This is a genomic window from Amycolatopsis sp. 505 (assembly GCF_031625235.1).
Taxonomy (GTDB): domain Bacteria; phylum Actinomycetota; class Actinomycetes; order Mycobacteriales; family Pseudonocardiaceae; genus Amycolatopsis.
The window spans coordinates 151,673-169,190 of sequence record NZ_JACKQP010000010.1 but is presented as its reverse complement, the minus strand read 5'-3'; the positions used below and the strand labels follow the sequence as shown (position 1 = coordinate 169,190).

Here is a 17,518-nt window from a genome sequence, read left to right as displayed (position 1 = left end):
GAGGATGAATCATCCCATGCCGGAGAGGTAGCGGCCGAACCTACGGTGACCCGAAACGACGTGAGGAGGACACCGTGACCGGCGACTACGCAGTGATCGCGCTGTACATCGCGGGCATGCTCGGGGTCGGCTGGTACGGCCTCCGGCTCGCGAAGACGAAGTCCGACTACCTGGTCGCCGGACGGCGGCTGGGCTGGTTCATGTACTCCGGCACGATGTCGGCCGTCGTGCTCGGCGGCGCGTCGACCGTCGGCGGCGTGAAGCTCGGCTACACCTACGGCATCTCCGGCATGTGGCTGGTGGTCAGCATCGGCGTCGGCATCCTGGTGCTGCACGCGCTGTTCGCGCGGCGGCTCGTGCGGCTGAAGGTCTACACCGTCGGCGAGATGCTCGACCTGCGCTACGGCGGCCGCACCAGCGCGGTGTCCGGCGTCGTCATGTGGGGCTACACCCTGATGCTCACGGTGACCTCGACGCTGGCCTTCGCGACCATCTTCAAGGTCCTGTTCGACCTGCCGAACTGGGCCGGGATCGCGATCGGCGGCTCGATCGTCGTGCTGTACTCGGTGCTCGGCGGCATGTGGTCGATCACGCTCACCGACATCGCCCAGTTCGTCATCAAGACGATCGGCATCCTGGCCATCCTGCTGCCGGTGGCGATCACGTCCGCGGGCGGCTTCGACGGGATGAGCGCCAAGCTCGACGCGAGCTTCTTCAGCTTCACCTCGATCGGCACCGACACGATCATCACCTACTTCGTCATCTACACCTTCGGCCTGCTGATCGGCCAGGACATCTGGCAGCGCGTGTTCACCGCCCGCACGCCGGCGATCGCGACGTCCGGCGGCATCACCTCCGGCGTCTACTGCCTGGTCTACGGCCTCGCCGGGGCCCTGATCGGCACCGCGGCGCACACGCTCTACCCGGACATCGCCAGCGCCCAGGACGCCTTCGCGACGATCGTCGAGCGCCTGCTGCCCACCGGCGTCCGCGGCCTGGTCCTGGCCGCCGCGCTCTCGGCGATGATGTCGACGGCGAGCGGCGCGCTGATCGCGTGTTCCACCACGACGACGTCGGACCTGCTCACCAAGCTGGGCCTCAAGAAGGGCGGCGAAGTCAGCCGCAACCGGCTCGCCACCCTGCTGCTCGGCCTCCTCGCGATCGGCATCGCGATGATCGTCGACGACGTCGTCAACGCGCTCACCATCGCCTACGACATCCTGGTCGGCGGCCTGCTCGTCGCCATCGTCGGCGCGCTGTTCTGGAAGCGCGGCACCCGGCAGGGCGCGTACGCGTCGATGGTGGCCGGCACGATCTCGGTCATCGCCTTCATGATCATCGACGGCGTCGACGCCAACACCCCGATCTACTGGGGCCTCGGCGTGAGCCTGGTCGTCTACCTGGCGGTCAGCTTCGCCACGCCCCGCACTCCCGAGACCGTCCTCTCCGTCTGGACCCGCCGCCTCGCCGGCGAAGAAACCGCCATTCCGAACCGGGAACAGGAGCCCACCAGTGCCTAACATCGGACCCCTCGACTCGTCGCGCGTCCCCCGGTTCGCCGGCTTCGCGACCTTCGCGCGGCTGCCGCGGATCGACCAGGTCGAACGCGCCGACGTCGCCGTCGTCGGGGTGCCCTTCGACTCCGGCGTGTCCTACCGGCCCGGTGCCCGGTTCGGCCCGGCGGCCGTCCGCGAGGCGAGCCGGCTGCTGCGGCCGTACCACCCGGAGCTGGACGTCTCGCCGTTCGAAGAGAAGCAGGTCGTCGACGCCGGGGACATCGCGGTCAACCCGTTCGACATCGGCGAGGCGATCGAGACGCTGCAGCAGGAAGCCGAAGCGCTGCAGGCGGACGGGACGCGGCTGGTGACGGTCGGCGGCGACCACACGATCGCCCTGCCGCTGCTGCGCGCGGCGGCGAAGAAGCACGGACCCGTCGCCCTGCTGCACTTCGACGCCCACCTGGACACCTGGGACACCTACTTCGGCGAGCCCTACACCCACGGCACCCCGTTCCGGCGGGCGTCCGAGGAAGGCATCCTCGACACGAGCGCGCTGTCGCACGTCGGCACCCGCGGGCCGCTGTACGGCAAGCGCGACCTCGAAGAGGACCGCCGGCTGGGCTTCGGCATCGTCACCTCGGGCGACGTCCTGCGCCGGGGCGTCGCCGAGACCGTCGACGCGCTGCGCCAGCGCATCGGCGACCGCCCGCTGTACGTCTCGGTCGACATCGACGTCCTCGACCCGGCCCACGCGCCCGGCACCGGTACCCCCGAGGCGGGCGGGATGACCAGCCGGGAGCTGCTGGAGATCCTGCGCGGGCTGCGCGACCTCAACCTGGTCGGCGCGGACGTCGTCGAGCTGGCCCCAGCCTACGACCACGCGGAGATCACCGCCATCGCGGCCTCCCACGTCGCCTACGACCTGGTGAGCCTGCTGGCCCTGGGGAAGGGCGAATGACCCGCATCGGCGGCGACGTCGTCGTCGAGACGCTGCGAGCCCTGGGGGCCGACACGGTGTTCGGGCTGCCGGGCCAGCACGCGCTGGGCCTGTTCGAGGCGCTGCGACGGGCCGACGACCTGCGCGTGATCAGCGGGCGCGTCGAGAACAACCTGGCCTTCGCCGCCGACGGCCACGCCCGCGCCCGGCTCGCGGCGGACCCGGACGGCCCGGTGCCGGTGACGCCGCTGATCGTCTCGACCGGCCCGGGCGCGCTGCTGACACTGGCTTCGCTGCAGGAGTCGCGCGCGGCGTCGGTGCCGGTGCTCGGCATCTCGAGCCAGGTCCCGGTCGCCGGCCTCGGCGGCGGGCGGCACGGCTACCTGCACGAGCTGCCGGACCAGCAGGCGAGTTTCACCGGCGTCGTGAAGTCGGTGCACGTCGTGCGGCGGGCGAGCCAGATCCCGTCGGCGCTGCGGGAGGCGTGGACGTCGGCCGCGACCGCGCCCTACGGCCCGGTGTGGGTCGAGATCCCCCAGGACGTGCTGCTCGGCCCGGCCGGGCTGCCGCCGATCACGTCGGTGTCGGCCGCGCCCGTTCCCCTGGAACCCCTGCCCGAGCTGGTCACCGCGGCGGCGGACCTGCTGGGCGCGGCGGCGAACCCGGTGATCCTGGCCGGCGGCGGGGCGCTGCGGTCGGGGGCGCACGCCGAGCTGCTGGCCCTGGCCGAAGCCCTCCGCGCGCCGGTGATCTCGACGTTCGGCGGCAAGGGCGTGTTCCCGTGGGACCACGAGCTGTCCGGGCGGTCGTGGCTGGAGGACTGGCACACCACGGAGTTCCTCGCGAACGCCGACGTCCTGCTCGTGCTCGGCTCCGGTCTCGGCGAGCTGTCCAGCAACTACCGCGAGTTCGCCCCGCGCGGCCGGGTGATCCAGGTCGAGGCCGACCTCGGGAAGCTGGAGTCGAACTACCCGGGCCTGGGCCTGCACGCCGACGTCCGGCCGACGCTGCAGGCGCTGCTGGAGTGGGTGCCGATGCGGGCGTCCGACGGCCGGGCCGAGAAAGCGGTCTCCGGGCTGCTCGCCCGCGTCGAGTCCCGGTTGGACGGTCAGGACCTGGCCGTCGAGCGGAAGCTGATCGACGACGTCCGCACCGCACTGCCCGAGGGCACGCAGACGTTCTGGGACATGACGATCGCGGCGTACTGGGCCTGGTCGGCGTGGAACCCCGAGGGCGCGCCGATCCACACGGCCCAGGGCGCGGGCGGCCTGGGCTACGGCCTGCCGGGCGCGCTCGGCGGCGCGGCGGCCGGCCGTCCCACGCTCGCCGTCTCGGGTGACGGCGGCGCGATGTACGGCGTCGCCGAGCTGGCCACGGCGGTGCAGCACGGCCTCGACGTGACGTGGCTGATCATCGACGACGGCGGCTACGGCGTCCTGCGCGAATACCTCACCGACGCCTTCGGCCAGACGACGGCGACGGAGCTGACCCGGCCCGACTTCGTCGCCTTGGCCGCTTCGTTCGGCGTCCCGGCCCGGTTGTCGTCGTTGGACACGGTGGGCGCGGACCTCGCCGAAGCCCTGCGCACGCCCGGGCCGTCCGTCGTCGTCCTTCCCGCGTTGCTGAAGCTGTTCGCGCCGACCCATCTGGAGAAGGCATGACCCGCACCCTGGAATTGACCGACCCGGCGACCGGCGAGGTGTTCGGCACCAGCCCCGTCGCTTCCCAGTCCGATGTGGACAACGCGCTGGCGGCCGCCGCGCAAGCGTTTGCGACCTGGCGGCGCAGCACGCCGGCGGAGCGTCAGCTGGCGTTGCTGAAGATCGCCGACGCCCTGGAGTCCCGGGCGGCCGAGTTCGCGGACCTCGAGGTGCGCGAGACCGGCAAGATCCGCTCGGTCGTCCTCGACGAGGAGATCCCGGAGTGCGTCAGCGCGCTCCGGTTCTTCGCCGGAGCCGCCCGCCACCTGGAGGGCACCGCGGCCGGCGAGTACACGCCGGGCCACACGTCGGTGATCCGCCGCGAGCCGGTCGGGGTCTGCGCGCAGATCGCCCCGTGGAACTACCCGCTGATGATGGCGGTCTGGAAGATCGCCCCGGCCCTGGCGGCGGGCAACACGGTGGTGCTCAAGCCGGCGGAGACGACCCCGTCGACGGCCGTCCGGCTGGCCGGGATCGCGGCGGAGTTCCTGCCTCCGGGGGCGTTCACCGTGCTGACCGGCGACCGCGACACGGGCCGGGCGCTCGTCAAGCACCCGATCACCGCACTCGTTTCGATCACCGGCTCGACGCGGGCGGGCATCGACGTCGCCACGGTGGCGGCCGCCGATCTCAAGCGCACCCACCTGGAGCTGGGCGGCAACGCACCGCTGCTGGTGTTCCCGGACGCCGGCCTCGCGGAGACGGCGGAGGGCATCGTGGGCGCGGCGTTCTACAACGCGGGCCAGGACTGCACGGCGGGCAGCCGGGTCCTGGTCCACGAGTCGATCCACGACGACTTCGTCGCGGCACTGGCCAAGGCCGCGGCGGCGCAGACGCCGGGCGTCGACTACGGGCCGCTGAACAGCGCGGCGCAGTTCTCCCGCGTCGAAGGCCTGATCGCGCGCTTGCCCTCGCACGCCCGCATCGAGACCGGCGGCACCCGCTTCGGTTCCCGGGGCTTCTTCTTCGCCCCCACGGTGATCTCCGGCCTGCGGCAGGACGACGAGATCGTCCAGGAAGAGATCTTCGGTCCGGTGATCACGGTCCAGTCCTTCGCGGACGAAGCCACAGGCATCGAACTGGCCAACGGCGTCCCCTACGGCCTGGCGTCCTCGGTGTGGACGCGCGACCTCGGCGTCGCGGCCAGGGTGTCGGCCGAACTGGACTTCGGTTGCGTGTGGGTCAACACACACGGGCCGCTGGTCGCCGAGATGCCCCATGGCGGCTTCGGTCACTCCGGCCACGGCAAGGACCTCTCGGCGTACGCGTTCGCCGAGTACACCCGCGTCAAGCACGTGATGACGAGGTTCGCGTGAGCGACAAGATCACGGAGGTCGAGCAGCACGGCATCGCCCCGATCCCGCCGGAGGAGCAGACCTCGCGCCCGCGGGACCTGTTCCGCATGGCGTTCGGCGGAGCGAACACGTTCGCCACGATCATCCTGGGAACACTGCCGATCGCGTATGGGCTGAGCTTCCGTGACGCGGTCCTGGCCACGGCCTTGGGCGTCGTGGTGGGCGGTTTGGTCCTGGCTCCGATGGCGCTGTTCGGCCCGCGCACGCGGACGAACAACGCGGTGTCCTCCGGCGCGCACTTCGGCGTGGTCGGCCGTTGTGTGGGCTCGTTCCTGTCGTTGCTGACGGCGATCACGTTCTTCGCGATCTCGGTCTGGGTGAGCGGCGACGCGGTGGCCGGAGCAGCGCAACGCTTGTTCGGCTTCGACGGCGGCCCGGTCCTGCGTGGCTTCGCCTACGGCGTGATCGCCATCGCAACGCTGGTGGTCTGCATCTACGGCTACCGGTTCATGTTGCTGGTGAACCGCATCGCGGTGCTCCTCGGAACGGCGATCATGCTCCTGGGCGTATTCGCCTACGGAGGAACATTCGACCCGGGTTACGCAGGGACGGGAACGTACGCACTGGGCACGTTCTGGCCAACGTTCACGTTGGCGGCCTTGACGGCCTTGGCCAACCCGATCTCCTTCGGCGCCTTCCTCGGCGACTGGGCTCGCTACATTCCCGCGTCACACAGCAAACGTTCGTTGCTGGCGGCCCCGTTCCTGGCCCAGGTGGCCACGCTGCTGCCATTCGGTTTCGGCATGGCCACGGCGACCCTGGTGGCCGACCCGGCCGACTACATCACGGGCCTGACGGCCATGTCGCCGCTGTGGTACGCCATCCCCTTGATCGTGGTGGCGCTGATCGGCGGCCTGTCCACGGGAACGACGTCGCTCTACGGAACGGGCCTCGACTTCAGCTCGATCTTCCCCAGGCTGTCCCGGGTCCAGGCCACGCTGCTGATCGGAACCTTGAGCGTGGCGTTCATCTTCGTGGGCAATTTCGTCCTGGACATGGTGTCGAGCATCAACGCGTTCGCAACCTTGATCGTCCTGTGCACCAGCCCCTGGATGGTGATCATGATGATCGGCTTCGTCCAGCGCAGAGGCTTCTACGACGTGGAGGACCTCCAGGTCTTCAACGAGGGCCGCAAGGGCGGAAGGTATTGGTTCACCCGAGGGGTGAACTGGCGGGCAATGGCGGCCTGGATCCCGGCCACAACACTGGGCCTGCTGTGCGCGAACACCCCGATGATCGCAGGCCCATGGCGAGAAGTGGCGGGAGGAGTGGACGTGAGCTTGCTGGCAACCCTGCTGACAGCAGCGGTGACGTACCCGCTATTGGTCAAGCTGTTCCCGGAACCCCGAGAGGTCTTCGCCGCCCAGCAAAGCTCTGAGCTGGCTCACCGATGAGCATCCTTGGCCGACTCTTCCGACGAAGAACCAAGCCGGGAAGCCCACTCGGTAACCCGCCGAGCAACATCCTGAGCAGTCAGCCCAACCCGAGCCAGCACCTCATCCCGGCTCCCGTGGTCGTGGAACGACTGAGGAACAGCCAAATCCCGCAAAGGAACATCACACTCGGCATCCCGGAACATCGCGGCAAGAGCCGACCCGAACCCACCATGCCGGCCACTGTCCTCAACAGTGACAACAAGCTTGTGCTGCGAAGCCAAGGCAACCAACTCGGCAGGCACCGGAAGCACCCACCGAGGATCGACAACGGTAACCCCGATCCCCTGATCAGCCAGCCGATCGGCAGCCGCAAGCCCCAGCGTCGCAAAAGCACCGACCGTCACCAGAAGAACGTCAGCCCCCTCGGCCGGCCGACGCAGCACATCAACGGTCCCCACCCGCTCCACGGCGGCGACATCGGTACCGACCTTCCCCTTCGAGAACCGAAGAGCGGTAGGCCCGTCGGAAACAGCAACGGCCTCCCGCAGCTCCTCCCGCAGGGTGGCCGGGTCACGCGGAGCGGCAACCCGCATCCCGGGAACCATCCCGAGCAACGACAAATCCCACATACCGTGGTGAGAAGGCCCATCCGGCCCGGTGATCCCGGCCCGGTCCAGCACCAGCGTCACGGGCAGCCGATGCAGGGCGACATCCATCAGCACCTGGTCGAACGCCCGGTTGAGGAACGTCGAGTAGATCGCCACAACGGGGTGCAACCCGCCCATGGCCAACCCGGCGGCCGAGGTGACCGCGTGCTGCTCGGCGATCCCGACGTCGTACCACCGGTCCGGGAACGCTTCGGCGAACTTGTCCAGCCCGGTCGAACGCAGCATCGCCGCGGTGATCGCCACGACGTCCTCGCGCTCGGCACCGATCGCCGCCAGCTCGGAGCCGAACACCCCGGTCCAGCTGGGCCCCTTGACCGGCGGCAGCCCGGTCTCCGGGTCGATCGGATCGGTCTGGTGCATCTGGTCGTGCTGGTTGTTGACCGCGGGGGCGTACCCGTGTCCCTTTTCGGTGACCACGTGCACGATCACCGCCCCGCCGAACGACCGCGCACTGTGGAAGGCCTTCTCCAGCGCGACGAGGTCGTGCCCGTCGACCGGCCCGAGGTACTTCAGGCCGAGGTCGGAGAACATCGCCTGCGGGCTCAACGCGTCCTTCAGGCCGGCCTTCGCGGCGTGCAGCGCGGCGTAGATCGGCTTCCCGACCACCGGCGTGTGCTTGAGGATCTCGCGGCCGCCGTCGAGGAGCCTCTCGTAGCCGGGCTGCAGGCGCAGCGCCGCGAGGTGGTCGGCCAGCCCGCCGATGGTCGGCGAATACGACCGGCCGTTGTCGTTGATCACGATGACGACCGGGCGGTCCTTGTGCGCGGCGATGTTGTTGAGCGCCTCCCAGCACATGCCGCCGGTGAGCGCGCCGTCGCCGACGACGGCGATCGCGTGCCGCCCGCCGCCGGCCAGCTCGAACGCCTTCGCCAGACCGTCCACATAGGACAGTCCGGACGACGCGTGGCTGCTCTCCACCCAGTCGTGCTCACTCTCCGCACGCGAGGGGTAACCGGTGACGCCGCCGGTCTGGCGCAGCAGGTCGAACCCGGCCGCGCGGCCGGTGACGAGCTTGTGGACGTACGCCTGGTGACCGACGTCCCACACGATCGCGTCACGCGGCGAGTCGAACACGCGGTGCAGCGCCAGGGTCAGCTCGACGACACCCAGGTTCGGCCCCAGGTGACCGCCCGCCCGCCGGACCTTGTCGACGAGGAAGTCCCGGATCTCGGCGGACAGTTCGCCGAGGTCCTCGACACTCATGCGCTTCAGGTCCGCCGGTCCGCTCACGGACTCCAGCATCGTCACTCGTCTCCACCTCACTCGCTCGGTTCCGGCCAGTCTACGGAGACCCGCCAGGGCCGGACCGCAGGCCGCGTCCGGCGTCACAACCGGAGCGCGACCGCAGGTCAGCACGTGGGGTGAACCTCGTCTCGCCGCGTCGCTGTGGCGGTCACGCCGCGTGGCCACGAGAATGGTGCGCATGGCGGATTTCTTCATCGGCGGCGAATGGGTGGACGCGGTGGACGGCGCCCGGCGGGAGATCCGCTGCCCGGCCGACGGCTCCCTGGTCGCGACGGTCGCCGAGGGCACCGCCAAGGACACCGAGGCCGCCATCGCGGCGGCGCGCCGGGCGTTCGACACCGGCCCGTGGCCCGGCACCCCCGCCCACCTGCGCGGCGACCTGCTGCTGCGCACGGCGGACCTGCTCGACCGCGACGCCGAGGCGTTCGCCCGCGCCGAGTCGCTCGACACCGGCAAGCGCCTGGTGGAGAGCCGCTACGACATGGCCGACATCGCGGCCTGCCTGCGCTACTTCGGCAAGCTCGCGGCCCAGGACGCCGGGCGCGTCGTCGATACCGGCAACCCGGACGCGTTCAGCCGGATCGTGCACGAGCCGGTCGGCGTCTGCGGGCTGATCACGCCGTGGAACTACCCGCTGCTGCAGACCGTGTGGAAGATCGCACCGGCGCTGGCCGCGGGCAACACGTTCGTGCTCAAGCCGAGCGAGCTGACCCCGCACACCGCGATCCTGTTCCTCAAGCTGCTCACCGAAGCCGGCCTGCCGCCGGGCGTCGGCAACCTGGTGCTGGGCGCGGGCGCCGAGGCCGGCGCGCCGCTGGCGTCGCACCCGGACGTCGACCTCGTGTCGTTCACCGGCGGCCTGGCGACCGGCAAGGTGATCGCCGCGGCGGCCGCGGGCACGGTCAAGAAGGTCGCCCTGGAGCTGGGCGGGAAGAACCCGAACGTGGTGTTCGCCGACGCCGACTTCGAGACGGCGGTCGACTACGCCCTGACGGCGGTGTTCCTCCACTCCGGCCAGGTGTGCTCGGCGGGCGCGCGGCTGATCGTGCAGCGCGAGTGGCACGACGAGTTCGTGGCCGAGCTGGTGCGCCGGGCCGAGCGCATCCGCCTGGGCGGCCCGTTCGACGCGCAGGCGGAGACCGGCCCGCTGATCTCGGCGGCCCACCGAGCGAAGGTCGAGGCGTACGTGGCGGCGGCCCTGGCCGAGGGCGCGGTGCTCCGCACGGGCGGCCGCCGCCCGGACGACCCGGCGCTGGCGGACGGCTTCTACTACCTGCCGACCATCCTCGACCAGGTGAAACAGGGCTCGTCGGCGGTCGTCGAGGAGTCGTTCGGCCCGGTCCTGACGGTCGAGACGTTCACCGACGAGGACGACGCGGTCCGCATCGCCAACGACACGCACTACGGCCTGGCGGGCGCGGTGTTCACCCAGGACGCCGGCCGTGCCCAGCGGGTCGCGGGCCGCCTGCGCCACGGAACGGTCTGGATCAACGACTTCCACCCGTACCTCCCCCAGGCCGAGTGGGGCGGCTACAAGCAGTCCGGGTTCGGCCGCGAGCTGGGCCCGACGGGGCTGGCCGAGTACACCGAGGTCAAGCACATCTACCAGAACCTCAGGCCGGAACCGCAGCGCTGGTTCTCGGGCTGAAACCGGCCTTATGCTGCGTCCACGGCGACGCAGGGGAGGCCGGAGTGGACGAACAGCGAAAGCGTCTCCGAGGCCCGCGGGCCGTGCTGGTGGGGGCGGCGGGCCTGGGCGTGATCGCGGGGCTGACCCTCCGGACGGCCGAATACCCGGGGATGTTGCCGCCCGGAACGCCGGACCCGGAGCTGGACCTGGGCTTGCGCCTGGTCTGCGCGGCGGCGGTGCTGATCGCGGTGACGCTGGCGTACTTGACGTTCGCGCGGCACCAGGACGAGCCCCTGGCAATGGCGAGCTTGCCGGGGCTGGTGGTGACGGGCGTGGTGCTGAGGCATCTGGTGGTGACGCTGCCCGGAGTGACCCGCATCCAGCCGGCGGCCCGCGTGGTGCCGGGCGCGGGGGCGTGGGTGCTGTTGGTGTCGGGCGTGGCGATGACGGCGACCGGGCTTGCGGCGGCGTTCGCGGCGCGCCGGGCAGGCTGAGATCCGCTGCACGGCCGCCTCGGCTGCCTTTCCGCGCGGCGCGGCTGCCCGGGCCGAGCGGGGTTGCAGGACCTTCGCCGCGCGCGCTCGCGCAGCGCACCGAGCCACCCGCGCCCGCAGCACGCCGAGGCACGCGCGTTCGCAGCGCCGGGCCACCCCCGCCCTCGCCAGCCGCCGGGGCACGCCCGCCGGGCCATGCAGCGCATACGTACGGGCCAGAGCGTGGGCGCACTCGCAACGCACCGGGCCACCGCGCCCGCAACAAGCCGAGGCCCGCGCGCCAGCAGCGCACCAGGCCACCCGCCCAGCGGTTCCCGGCAACGCTCGCAGCCCAACGCACCGGCGCACCGCCGAACCGCCACCGCGCAGGCGTCAGCGCGACCCGGCACCCGCCACACGGACCGCCGCCGTCAGCCTCCTCCGGCTACTCCCCCGGCTCAGCTCCAGCTGTTCACCGCCTTCCGGCCGAGGAATGCCGCCAGCCGGTCGGCCGGCGTCGCTTCCGGGGGCGGCGGAACCTCCGGGCCGAACGGGCCGCCCGGCTGCCGGGGCGCCGCTCCGAACCGCGACCGCCACTGCTCCAGGGCCCGCGTGGCCAGCTCGGGCGCCAGGTCCGTCGGCTGCCCTGTCGCGTCCGCGATGTCCCAGCCGTGGGCCAGGTACTCGTTCACCCGCATGTGCACCAGGAACACCCCCGGCACCTCACCGAGCGGCGTGGTCACCTGCCGGGAAAACAGCCCGGGCGCGGCCAGCACAGACCGCGCGGAAGCCACCGAAGCCGCGAACGCCGCAGCCGGCGACGCACCCAGGTAGTCGCCGTCCGGCGCCGGTGGGCCCGTGCCCGCCCAGAACGCCACTTTCGCGTTGCCGTGCGCCAAGTGGTTCACCACCGCGCGCACGTCCCACTCGGCGCACGCCGTCGGGAGCGCCCACTGGTCGGCACGGACCGCGGTGACCAGGCCGGTCACCGTCGAAGCTGCGAGGTCGAACTCGTCGAGAACAGTCATGCCGGAAGTGTGCCGACCACCACCGACAAAAAACTCAGGACAGCAGCGCCACACACTCCACGTGGTGGGTCATCGGGAACGCGTCGAACGCCCGCAGATCCGTCAGCGAGTACCCGTGTGAAGAGAAGAACGCCAGGTCACGAGCCAGGGCCGCCGGGTCGCACGCCACGTAGACAATCCGATCGGGTGAACCCGCCACGATCGACTCCACGACCGCCTTGCCCGCTCCCTTGCGCGGCGGGTCCAGCACCACGACGTCGACCGGCTTGGCCGCCGAGGCCAGCACGTGCTCCACGCGCCCGGCGCGCCACGAAACCTGCGGCAGGTCCGCGAGGTTGCGCTCGCCGTCGGCCACCGCGCGCCGGCCGGACTCGACCGCCAGCACCCGGCCCGCCGCACCGACCTGCGAAGCCAGCACCGACGCGAACAACCCGACCCCCGCGTAGAGGTCCCAGGCCGTGCCGCCGGACGGTGCCTCCGCCCACTCCCCCACGACCGCGGCCAGCGTCGACGCCGCCGCCGGGTGGACCTGCCAGAAACCGTGCGCGTCGAGGCGCCAGTCGCGGCCCGCCGCGTGCTGGACCGCGACGCCGCCGGTCAGCTGCCGCGCCCGCACCTTCCCGCGGACCGTCGACAGCTCCCGCACGTGCAGATCGCCGTCGCCGTCGGTCGTGACCTCCAGTTCGCTGCCGGGCCGCCAGCGCCGCGCCAGGACGTCGTCGAGCTCGCCGGGGACCGCGATCGGGCAGTCGTCCAGGGCCACCACCCGGTGGCTGTGGTGGGCGCGCAGCCCGGCCCGCCCGTCACGGCCGGCGACCAGGCGGACGCGGCTGCGCCAGTCCAGCGGCCCGCCGTCGAGGGCCTCCACGACGACGTCGCGCTCGATCCCCGCGAGCCGCTGCAGCTGTTCCGCCACCACCGAAGCCTTGAGCGTGCGCTGGTAGTCGGGCGAAGCGTGCTGCCAGTCGCAGCCGCCGCAGCCGCCCGGCACGGCCAGCGGGCACGGCGGCGGCACCCGGTGCGGCGACGCGACGAGCACCTCGATCGCGTCGCCGCGGCAGAACGAACCGCCGTTGTCCTCGGTGATCTCGACCCGGACCTGTTCGCCCGGCAGCGCGTGCCGGACGAACACGACCCGCCCGTCCGCGCGGGCGACGCAGTGGCCGCCGTGCGCGACCGCACCGACCTCGACCTCGAGGACGCGGCCCAGCCAGCTCGTCATTCGGCAGGCTCCTTGGGCTTCGGCGCCGCGACCGGCTTCCCGTTGGGCGAGAACCCGCGGCGGACGTCACCGGCGGCGGGGCGTTCGTTGCGGACCCGCGCGGCCGCCTTGGCCGACGACTCCAGCTGCCACGGCACGCTCGCCACGATCACGCCGGACTGGAACAGCAGCCGTCCCTTGAGCCGCAGCGCGCTCTGGTTGTGCAGCACCTGCTCCCACCAGTGCCCGACCACGTACTCCGGGATGAACACGGTGACCACGTTGCGCGGGTTGTCACCGCGGACCCGCTTCACGTAATCGAGGACGGGTTTCGTGATCTCGCGGTAGGGCGATTCGACGACCTTCAGCGGCACCTTGAAGTTGTGCGCGTCCCACTCGGCGGTGAGCTTGCGGGTGTCGGCATCGTCCACATTGACCGTCACGGCCTCGAGGACGTCCGGGCGCATCGCCTTGGCGTAGGCCAGCGCGCGCAGCGTCGGCCGGTGCAGTTTGGACACCAGGACGATCGCGTGGTTGCGCGACGGCAGCACGGTCGGGGTGTCGCCGAGTTCCTTCAGCTCGTCGGCGACGCGGTCGTAGTGCCGCCGGATCGCCGTCATCAGCGCGAAGATGGCCACCATCGCGGCGATCGCGATCCAGGCGCCGAGCAGGAACTTGGTGATGAGCACGATCACCAGGACGGTCGCGGTCATCGTCAGGCCGATGGCGTTGACGGTCTGCGAGCGCCGCATCCGCCGCCGCGCGCCCGGGTCGGTTTCCCTGGCCAGCAGCCGGTTCCAGTGCCGGATCATGCCCGCCTGGCTGACCGTGAACGACACGAACACACCCACGATGTAGAGCTGGATGAGCCGGGTCACCTCGGCGTCGAACGCGATGATCAGCACCAGCGCGAAGGCGGCCAGGAACAGGATGCCGTTGGAGAACGCCAGCCGGTCGCCGCGCGTGTGCAGCTGGCGCGGCAGGTAGCGGTCCTGCGCCAGGATCGAGCCCAGCACCGGGAAGCCGTTGAACGCGGTGTTCGCGGCCAGCAGCAGGATGATGCCGGTGGAGAAGGAGATGTAGTAGAACGCCGGCGGGAAGTCGGCGAACACCGCGTGCGCGATCTGCGCCACGATCGTCTTCTGCTCGTAGCCCGCGGGCGCGCCTTCGAGCTGCCGCGCCGGGTCCTCGGCGAACTTGACGTCGGTGATCGTGGCCAGCGTGATGATGCCGACCAGCATGGTGACCGCGAGCAGGCCCATCATCAGCAGCGTGGTGGCCGCGTTCTTCGACTTCGGCTTCTGGAACGCCGGGACGCCGTTGCTGATCGCCTCGACCCCGGTCAGCGCCGCCGCACCGGAGGAGAACGCCCGCAGCACCAGGAACGCGTACCCGACGCCCGCGAAGGTGCCTTCGGCGGTCAGCGTGAACCCGGCGCTCTCGGCCTTCATCTCGGTGCCGGTGGCGGCCTGCACCAGGCCCCAGGCGACCATGGCGAGGATGCCGATGATGAACCCGTATGTCGGGATTGCGAAGGCCTTGCCCGACTCGCGGATGCCGCGCAGGTTCAGCGACGTCAGCACGACCACGATGACGATCGACGCGAGCACTTTGTGCTGCGCGACCCACGGGACGGCCGAGCCGATGTTGGCCACACCGGACGAAGTGGACACCGCGACCGTCAGCACGTAGTCGACGAGCAGGGCGCTGGCCACGGTGAGGCCGAACTTGCCGCCCAGGTTCGTGTTGGCGACCTCGTAGTCGCCGCCGCCGCTCGGGTAGGCGTGCACGTTCTGCCGGTACGAGGCGACGACCACCAGCATGACCAGGGCGACCATGACGCCGATCCACGGCGCGAGCGCGTACGCGGACAGCCCGGCGACGCTCAGCGTCAGGAAGATCTCTTCCGGCGCGTAGGCGACACTGGAGAGCGCGTCCGACGCGAAGATCGGCAGCGCGATGCGCTTGGGCAGGAGCGTGTGAGAGAGCCGGTCACTGCGGAACGGACGTCCGAGGACCAGGCGTTTCAGCACGGTCGGGAACTTCGACACCACGGAAGCCTAACGTTCCGGGGGCACGGTAGGTTCGGCGCTGGTGTGTCGGGGGTAAGACGGACGGGTGAACCGCCGAGGAGGAGGCAGGGCGTGCACGTGGTGATCATGGGATGCGGCCGGGTCGGCGCGTCCCTGGCCGCTGCGCTGGAGCGGCTCGGCCACGAGGTGGCCGTCATCGACAAGAACCAGCAGGCGTTCCGCCGGCTCGGCAGCGACTTCCACGGCCAGCAGGTCGTCGGCGTCGGGTTCGACCGCCGGGTGCTGATCGAAGCCGGCATCGAGCGGGCCGGCGCGTTCGCGGCGGTGTCCAGCGGCGACAACTCGAACATCATTTCGGCGCGCGTCGCCCGGGAGAACTTCGGCATCGAGCACGTCGTCGCGCGCATTTACGACCACAAGCGCGCGGCCGTGTACGAGCGGCTGGGCATCCCCACGGTGGCGACCGTGCCGTGGACGACCGACCGGTTCCTGCGCACGCTGCTGCCGGACGGCGTCGCGTCGGCGTGGCGGGACCCGTCGGGCAACGTCGCGCTGCTGCAGCTGCCGCTGCACGAGGGCTGGGTCGGGCACTCGGTGAAGTCCCTGCAGGAGGCGACCGGCGCGCGGGTGGCGTTCATCATGCGCTTCGGCACCGGGGTGCTGCCCGACACGAAGACGGTGCTGCAGGCCGACGATGTCGTGTGGGTGGCCGCGCGGTCCGGCACCGTCACCGACGTGACCAGTGTGGCCCACCGCGAACCGGAGGACGAGGCATGAGGGTCGCGATTGCGGGCGCCGGGGCGGTCGGCCGTTCCATCGCCGCCGAGCTGATCGACGGCAGGCACCAGGTGATGCTCATCGAGCGCGAGGCCGACCAGTTCGAGCCGCACGCGGTCGAGCAGGCCGACTGGGTGCTGGGGGACGCCTGCGAGGTCTCGATCCTGGAGGAGTCCGGGATCGAGCAGTGCGACGTGGTGATCGCGGCGACGGGCGACGACAAGGCCAACCTGGTGGTGTCGCTGCTGGCGAAGACGGAGTTCGCGGTCCGGCGGGTGGTGGCCCGGGTGAACAACCCGGCCAACGAGTGGCTGTTCACCGACGCCTGGGGCGTCGACGTGGCGGTCTCGACCCCCCGCATGCTGGCGGCGATGGTCGAGGAGGCGGTCAGCGTCGGCGACCTGGTGCGGCTGATGACGTTCCGGCAGAGCAACGCCAACCTGGTCGAGCTGACGCTGCCGGCGGAGACACCGCTGGCCGGGAAGCCGGTGAGCGAGCTGACGCTGCCGCGGGATGCGGCGCTGGTGACGATCCTGCGGGGCGACCGGGTGATCGTGCCGCAGCCGGAGGACCCGCTGGAGCCGGGCGACGAGCTGCTCTTCGTGGCGACCGCGGATGTGGAGCCGGAGATCCGGACGGCGCTGGGTTACTGAGGCTGACGAGGAGGCCCCCGGTGTGCGCGCTGGGGGCCTTTTCGTGCTCCGAGGCCGGCGGTGCCGCGAATGACTCATTCGGGACGTCGGAGGTCCCGAATGAGTCATTCGCGACGCTCGGCGGCCGAAACTGTCGGTGCCTGCCGGTAGCGTGGAAAACGGGGGGGCGCCCCCACGCGCGGGGGTTGCGCGGCGGCGGGCCAGGCGTTCGGGCGGTTCAGGCCTCCGGAGTCGCGTACTTCTCGCGCAGCCGGGCCTCGACCTCGGCGTCCGTCTCCGGCGTGGGCTCGGACTCGGCGAGCGCCTTCAGGCGCTTGTCCGAGCGGCGGACCGCCCACACGACCACCAGCAGGCCCAGCGCGTACAGCGGGTAGCCCATGGCGATCTTCGCGAAGGCCAGCCAGCCCGTGTAATCCTCCTGGTAGAGCCACCGCTGCACCACGAACCGGGCCGCGAAGATGGCCGCCATCGCCAGGGTTGCGATGTCGTAGCCGTAGCGGGACGGCTTGTCCTTGCGCCACGCCTGGCCCGTGCCGTTGAGCATGTTCCAGACCACGCCCGCGATCGGCCAGCGGACCACCACCGACAGCACGAAGATGCCGCAGTAGATCAAGCTCGCGTAGATCCCGAACAGGAAGAACCCCTTCGCCGACCCCGTGCGGTAGGCGATGAACGCCGCGATCGCGACGCCGAAGAAGCCGGAGATCGCCGGCTGCAGGGGCTCCTTGCGGACCACGCGCAGCACCGTGATGGCCACCGCGCTGCCGATCGACGTCCAGATGGCCGCGGTCAGGCCGAAGAACGAGTTCGCCAGCACGAAGACGATCACCGGCACCGACGAGTAGATCAGGCCGGACACCCCGCCCATCTGCTCGAGCAGGGTCGGCTGCGGCTCTTCGCCGTCGGTCTTCTTCTCGCTCGGGGCGGATTCAGTCACTTTGGG

General features: G+C 71.1%; 14 protein-coding genes. 9 read left to right on the top strand and 5 right to left on the bottom strand.

Translation table 11 applies throughout. The features are described 5' to 3' along the window. Positions 1–74: 74 nt before the first annotated feature. The 5 genes from H5965_RS34145 to H5965_RS34125 are packed head-to-tail and all read left to right on the top strand — an operon-like array spanning position 75 to position 6,885. Entirely contained in the window at positions 75–1,520 is a 1,446-nt protein-coding gene (locus tag H5965_RS34145; protein WP_310974903.1) for a sodium:solute symporter, read from the top strand. After that, a complete protein-coding gene (speB, locus tag H5965_RS34140) occupies positions 1,513–2,457 on the top strand; it encodes an agmatinase (RefSeq protein WP_310974902.1) in 945 nt (314 codons plus the stop codon). The genes H5965_RS34145 and speB overlap by 8 nt, the downstream gene beginning before the upstream one ends. Further along, entirely contained in the window at positions 2,454–4,097 is a 1,644-nt protein-coding gene (locus tag H5965_RS34135) for a thiamine pyrophosphate-binding protein (RefSeq protein ID WP_310974901.1), read from the top strand. The genes speB and H5965_RS34135 overlap by 4 nt, the downstream gene beginning before the upstream one ends. Then, positions 4,094–5,452, top strand: coding sequence for an aminobutyraldehyde dehydrogenase (locus H5965_RS34130; protein WP_310974900.1), 1,359 nt, complete (start codon positions 4,094–4,096; stop codon positions 5,450–5,452). Before H5965_RS34135 ends, H5965_RS34130 begins: the two co-directional genes overlap by 4 nt. Then, positions 5,449–6,885 (top strand): cytosine permease, encoded by a 1,437-nt coding sequence (locus tag H5965_RS34125; protein WP_310974899.1) that lies wholly within the window; start codon positions 5,449–5,451, stop codon positions 6,883–6,885. The genes H5965_RS34130 and H5965_RS34125 overlap by 4 nt, the downstream gene beginning before the upstream one ends. Here the strand turns inward: H5965_RS34125 and dxs are convergent. Beyond that, entirely contained in the window at positions 6,876–8,783 is a 1,908-nt protein-coding gene (gene dxs / locus H5965_RS34120) for a 1-deoxy-D-xylulose-5-phosphate synthase (protein ID WP_310975224.1), read from the bottom strand. The two genes, H5965_RS34125 and dxs, sit on opposite strands and share 10 nt — an antisense overlap. Before the next feature lie 175 nt (positions 8,784–8,958). Between dxs and H5965_RS34115 the strand changes: the two genes are divergently transcribed. After that, positions 8,959–10,428, top strand: coding sequence for an aldehyde dehydrogenase family protein (locus H5965_RS34115; RefSeq protein WP_310974898.1), 1,470 nt, complete (start codon positions 8,959–8,961; stop codon positions 10,426–10,428). A 44-nt stretch (positions 10,429–10,472) separates the two neighbouring features. Beyond that, positions 10,473–10,904 carry a hypothetical protein gene (locus tag H5965_RS34110; protein ID WP_310974897.1) on the top strand — a complete coding sequence of 144 codons (432 nt, stop codon included), beginning with the start codon at positions 10,473–10,475 and terminating at the stop codon, positions 10,902–10,904. Positions 10,905–11,341: 437 nt separating this feature from the next. On the opposite strand, the gene H5965_RS34105 is transcribed toward H5965_RS34110, so the two are convergent. Genes H5965_RS34105 through H5965_RS34095 form a run of 3 tightly spaced genes read right to left on the bottom strand, consistent with a single transcriptional unit; the run spans position 11,342 to position 15,163 of the window. Then, a complete protein-coding gene (locus tag H5965_RS34105) occupies positions 11,342–11,911 on the bottom strand; it encodes a TIGR03086 family metal-binding protein (RefSeq protein WP_310974896.1) in 570 nt (189 codons plus the stop codon). Between the two features lie 34 nt (positions 11,912–11,945). After that, on the bottom strand, positions 11,946–13,133 hold the full coding sequence (locus tag H5965_RS34100; protein ID WP_310974895.1) for a class I SAM-dependent RNA methyltransferase: 1,188 nt from the start codon (positions 13,131–13,133) through the stop codon (positions 11,946–11,948). Continuing rightward, on the bottom strand, positions 13,130–15,163 hold the full coding sequence (locus H5965_RS34095; protein WP_310974894.1) for an APC family permease: 2,034 nt from the start codon (positions 15,161–15,163) through the stop codon (positions 13,130–13,132). The genes H5965_RS34100 and H5965_RS34095 overlap by 4 nt, the downstream gene beginning before the upstream one ends. A gap of 93 nt (positions 15,164–15,256) precedes the next feature. Between H5965_RS34095 and H5965_RS34090 the strand changes: the two genes are divergently transcribed. Together H5965_RS34090 and H5965_RS34085 are read left to right on the top strand one after the other, a co-directional pair. Then, entirely contained in the window at positions 15,257–15,922 is a 666-nt protein-coding gene (locus H5965_RS34090) for a TrkA family potassium uptake protein (RefSeq protein ID WP_310974893.1), read from the top strand. Continuing rightward, the gene (locus tag H5965_RS34085; RefSeq protein WP_003067924.1) at positions 15,919–16,575 is read left to right on the top strand and encodes a TrkA family potassium uptake protein; all 657 of its coding nucleotides are present in this window, start codon (positions 15,919–15,921) and stop codon (positions 16,573–16,575) included. Before H5965_RS34090 ends, H5965_RS34085 begins: the two co-directional genes overlap by 4 nt. 217 nt (positions 16,576–16,792) lie before the next feature. Here H5965_RS34085 and H5965_RS34080 read toward each other — a convergent pair whose 3' ends face one another. Then, positions 16,793–17,512 carry a DUF3159 domain-containing protein gene (locus H5965_RS34080; protein WP_310974892.1) on the bottom strand — a complete coding sequence of 240 codons (720 nt, stop codon included), beginning with the start codon at positions 17,510–17,512 and terminating at the stop codon, positions 16,793–16,795. Positions 17,513–17,518 lie beyond the last annotated feature (6 nt).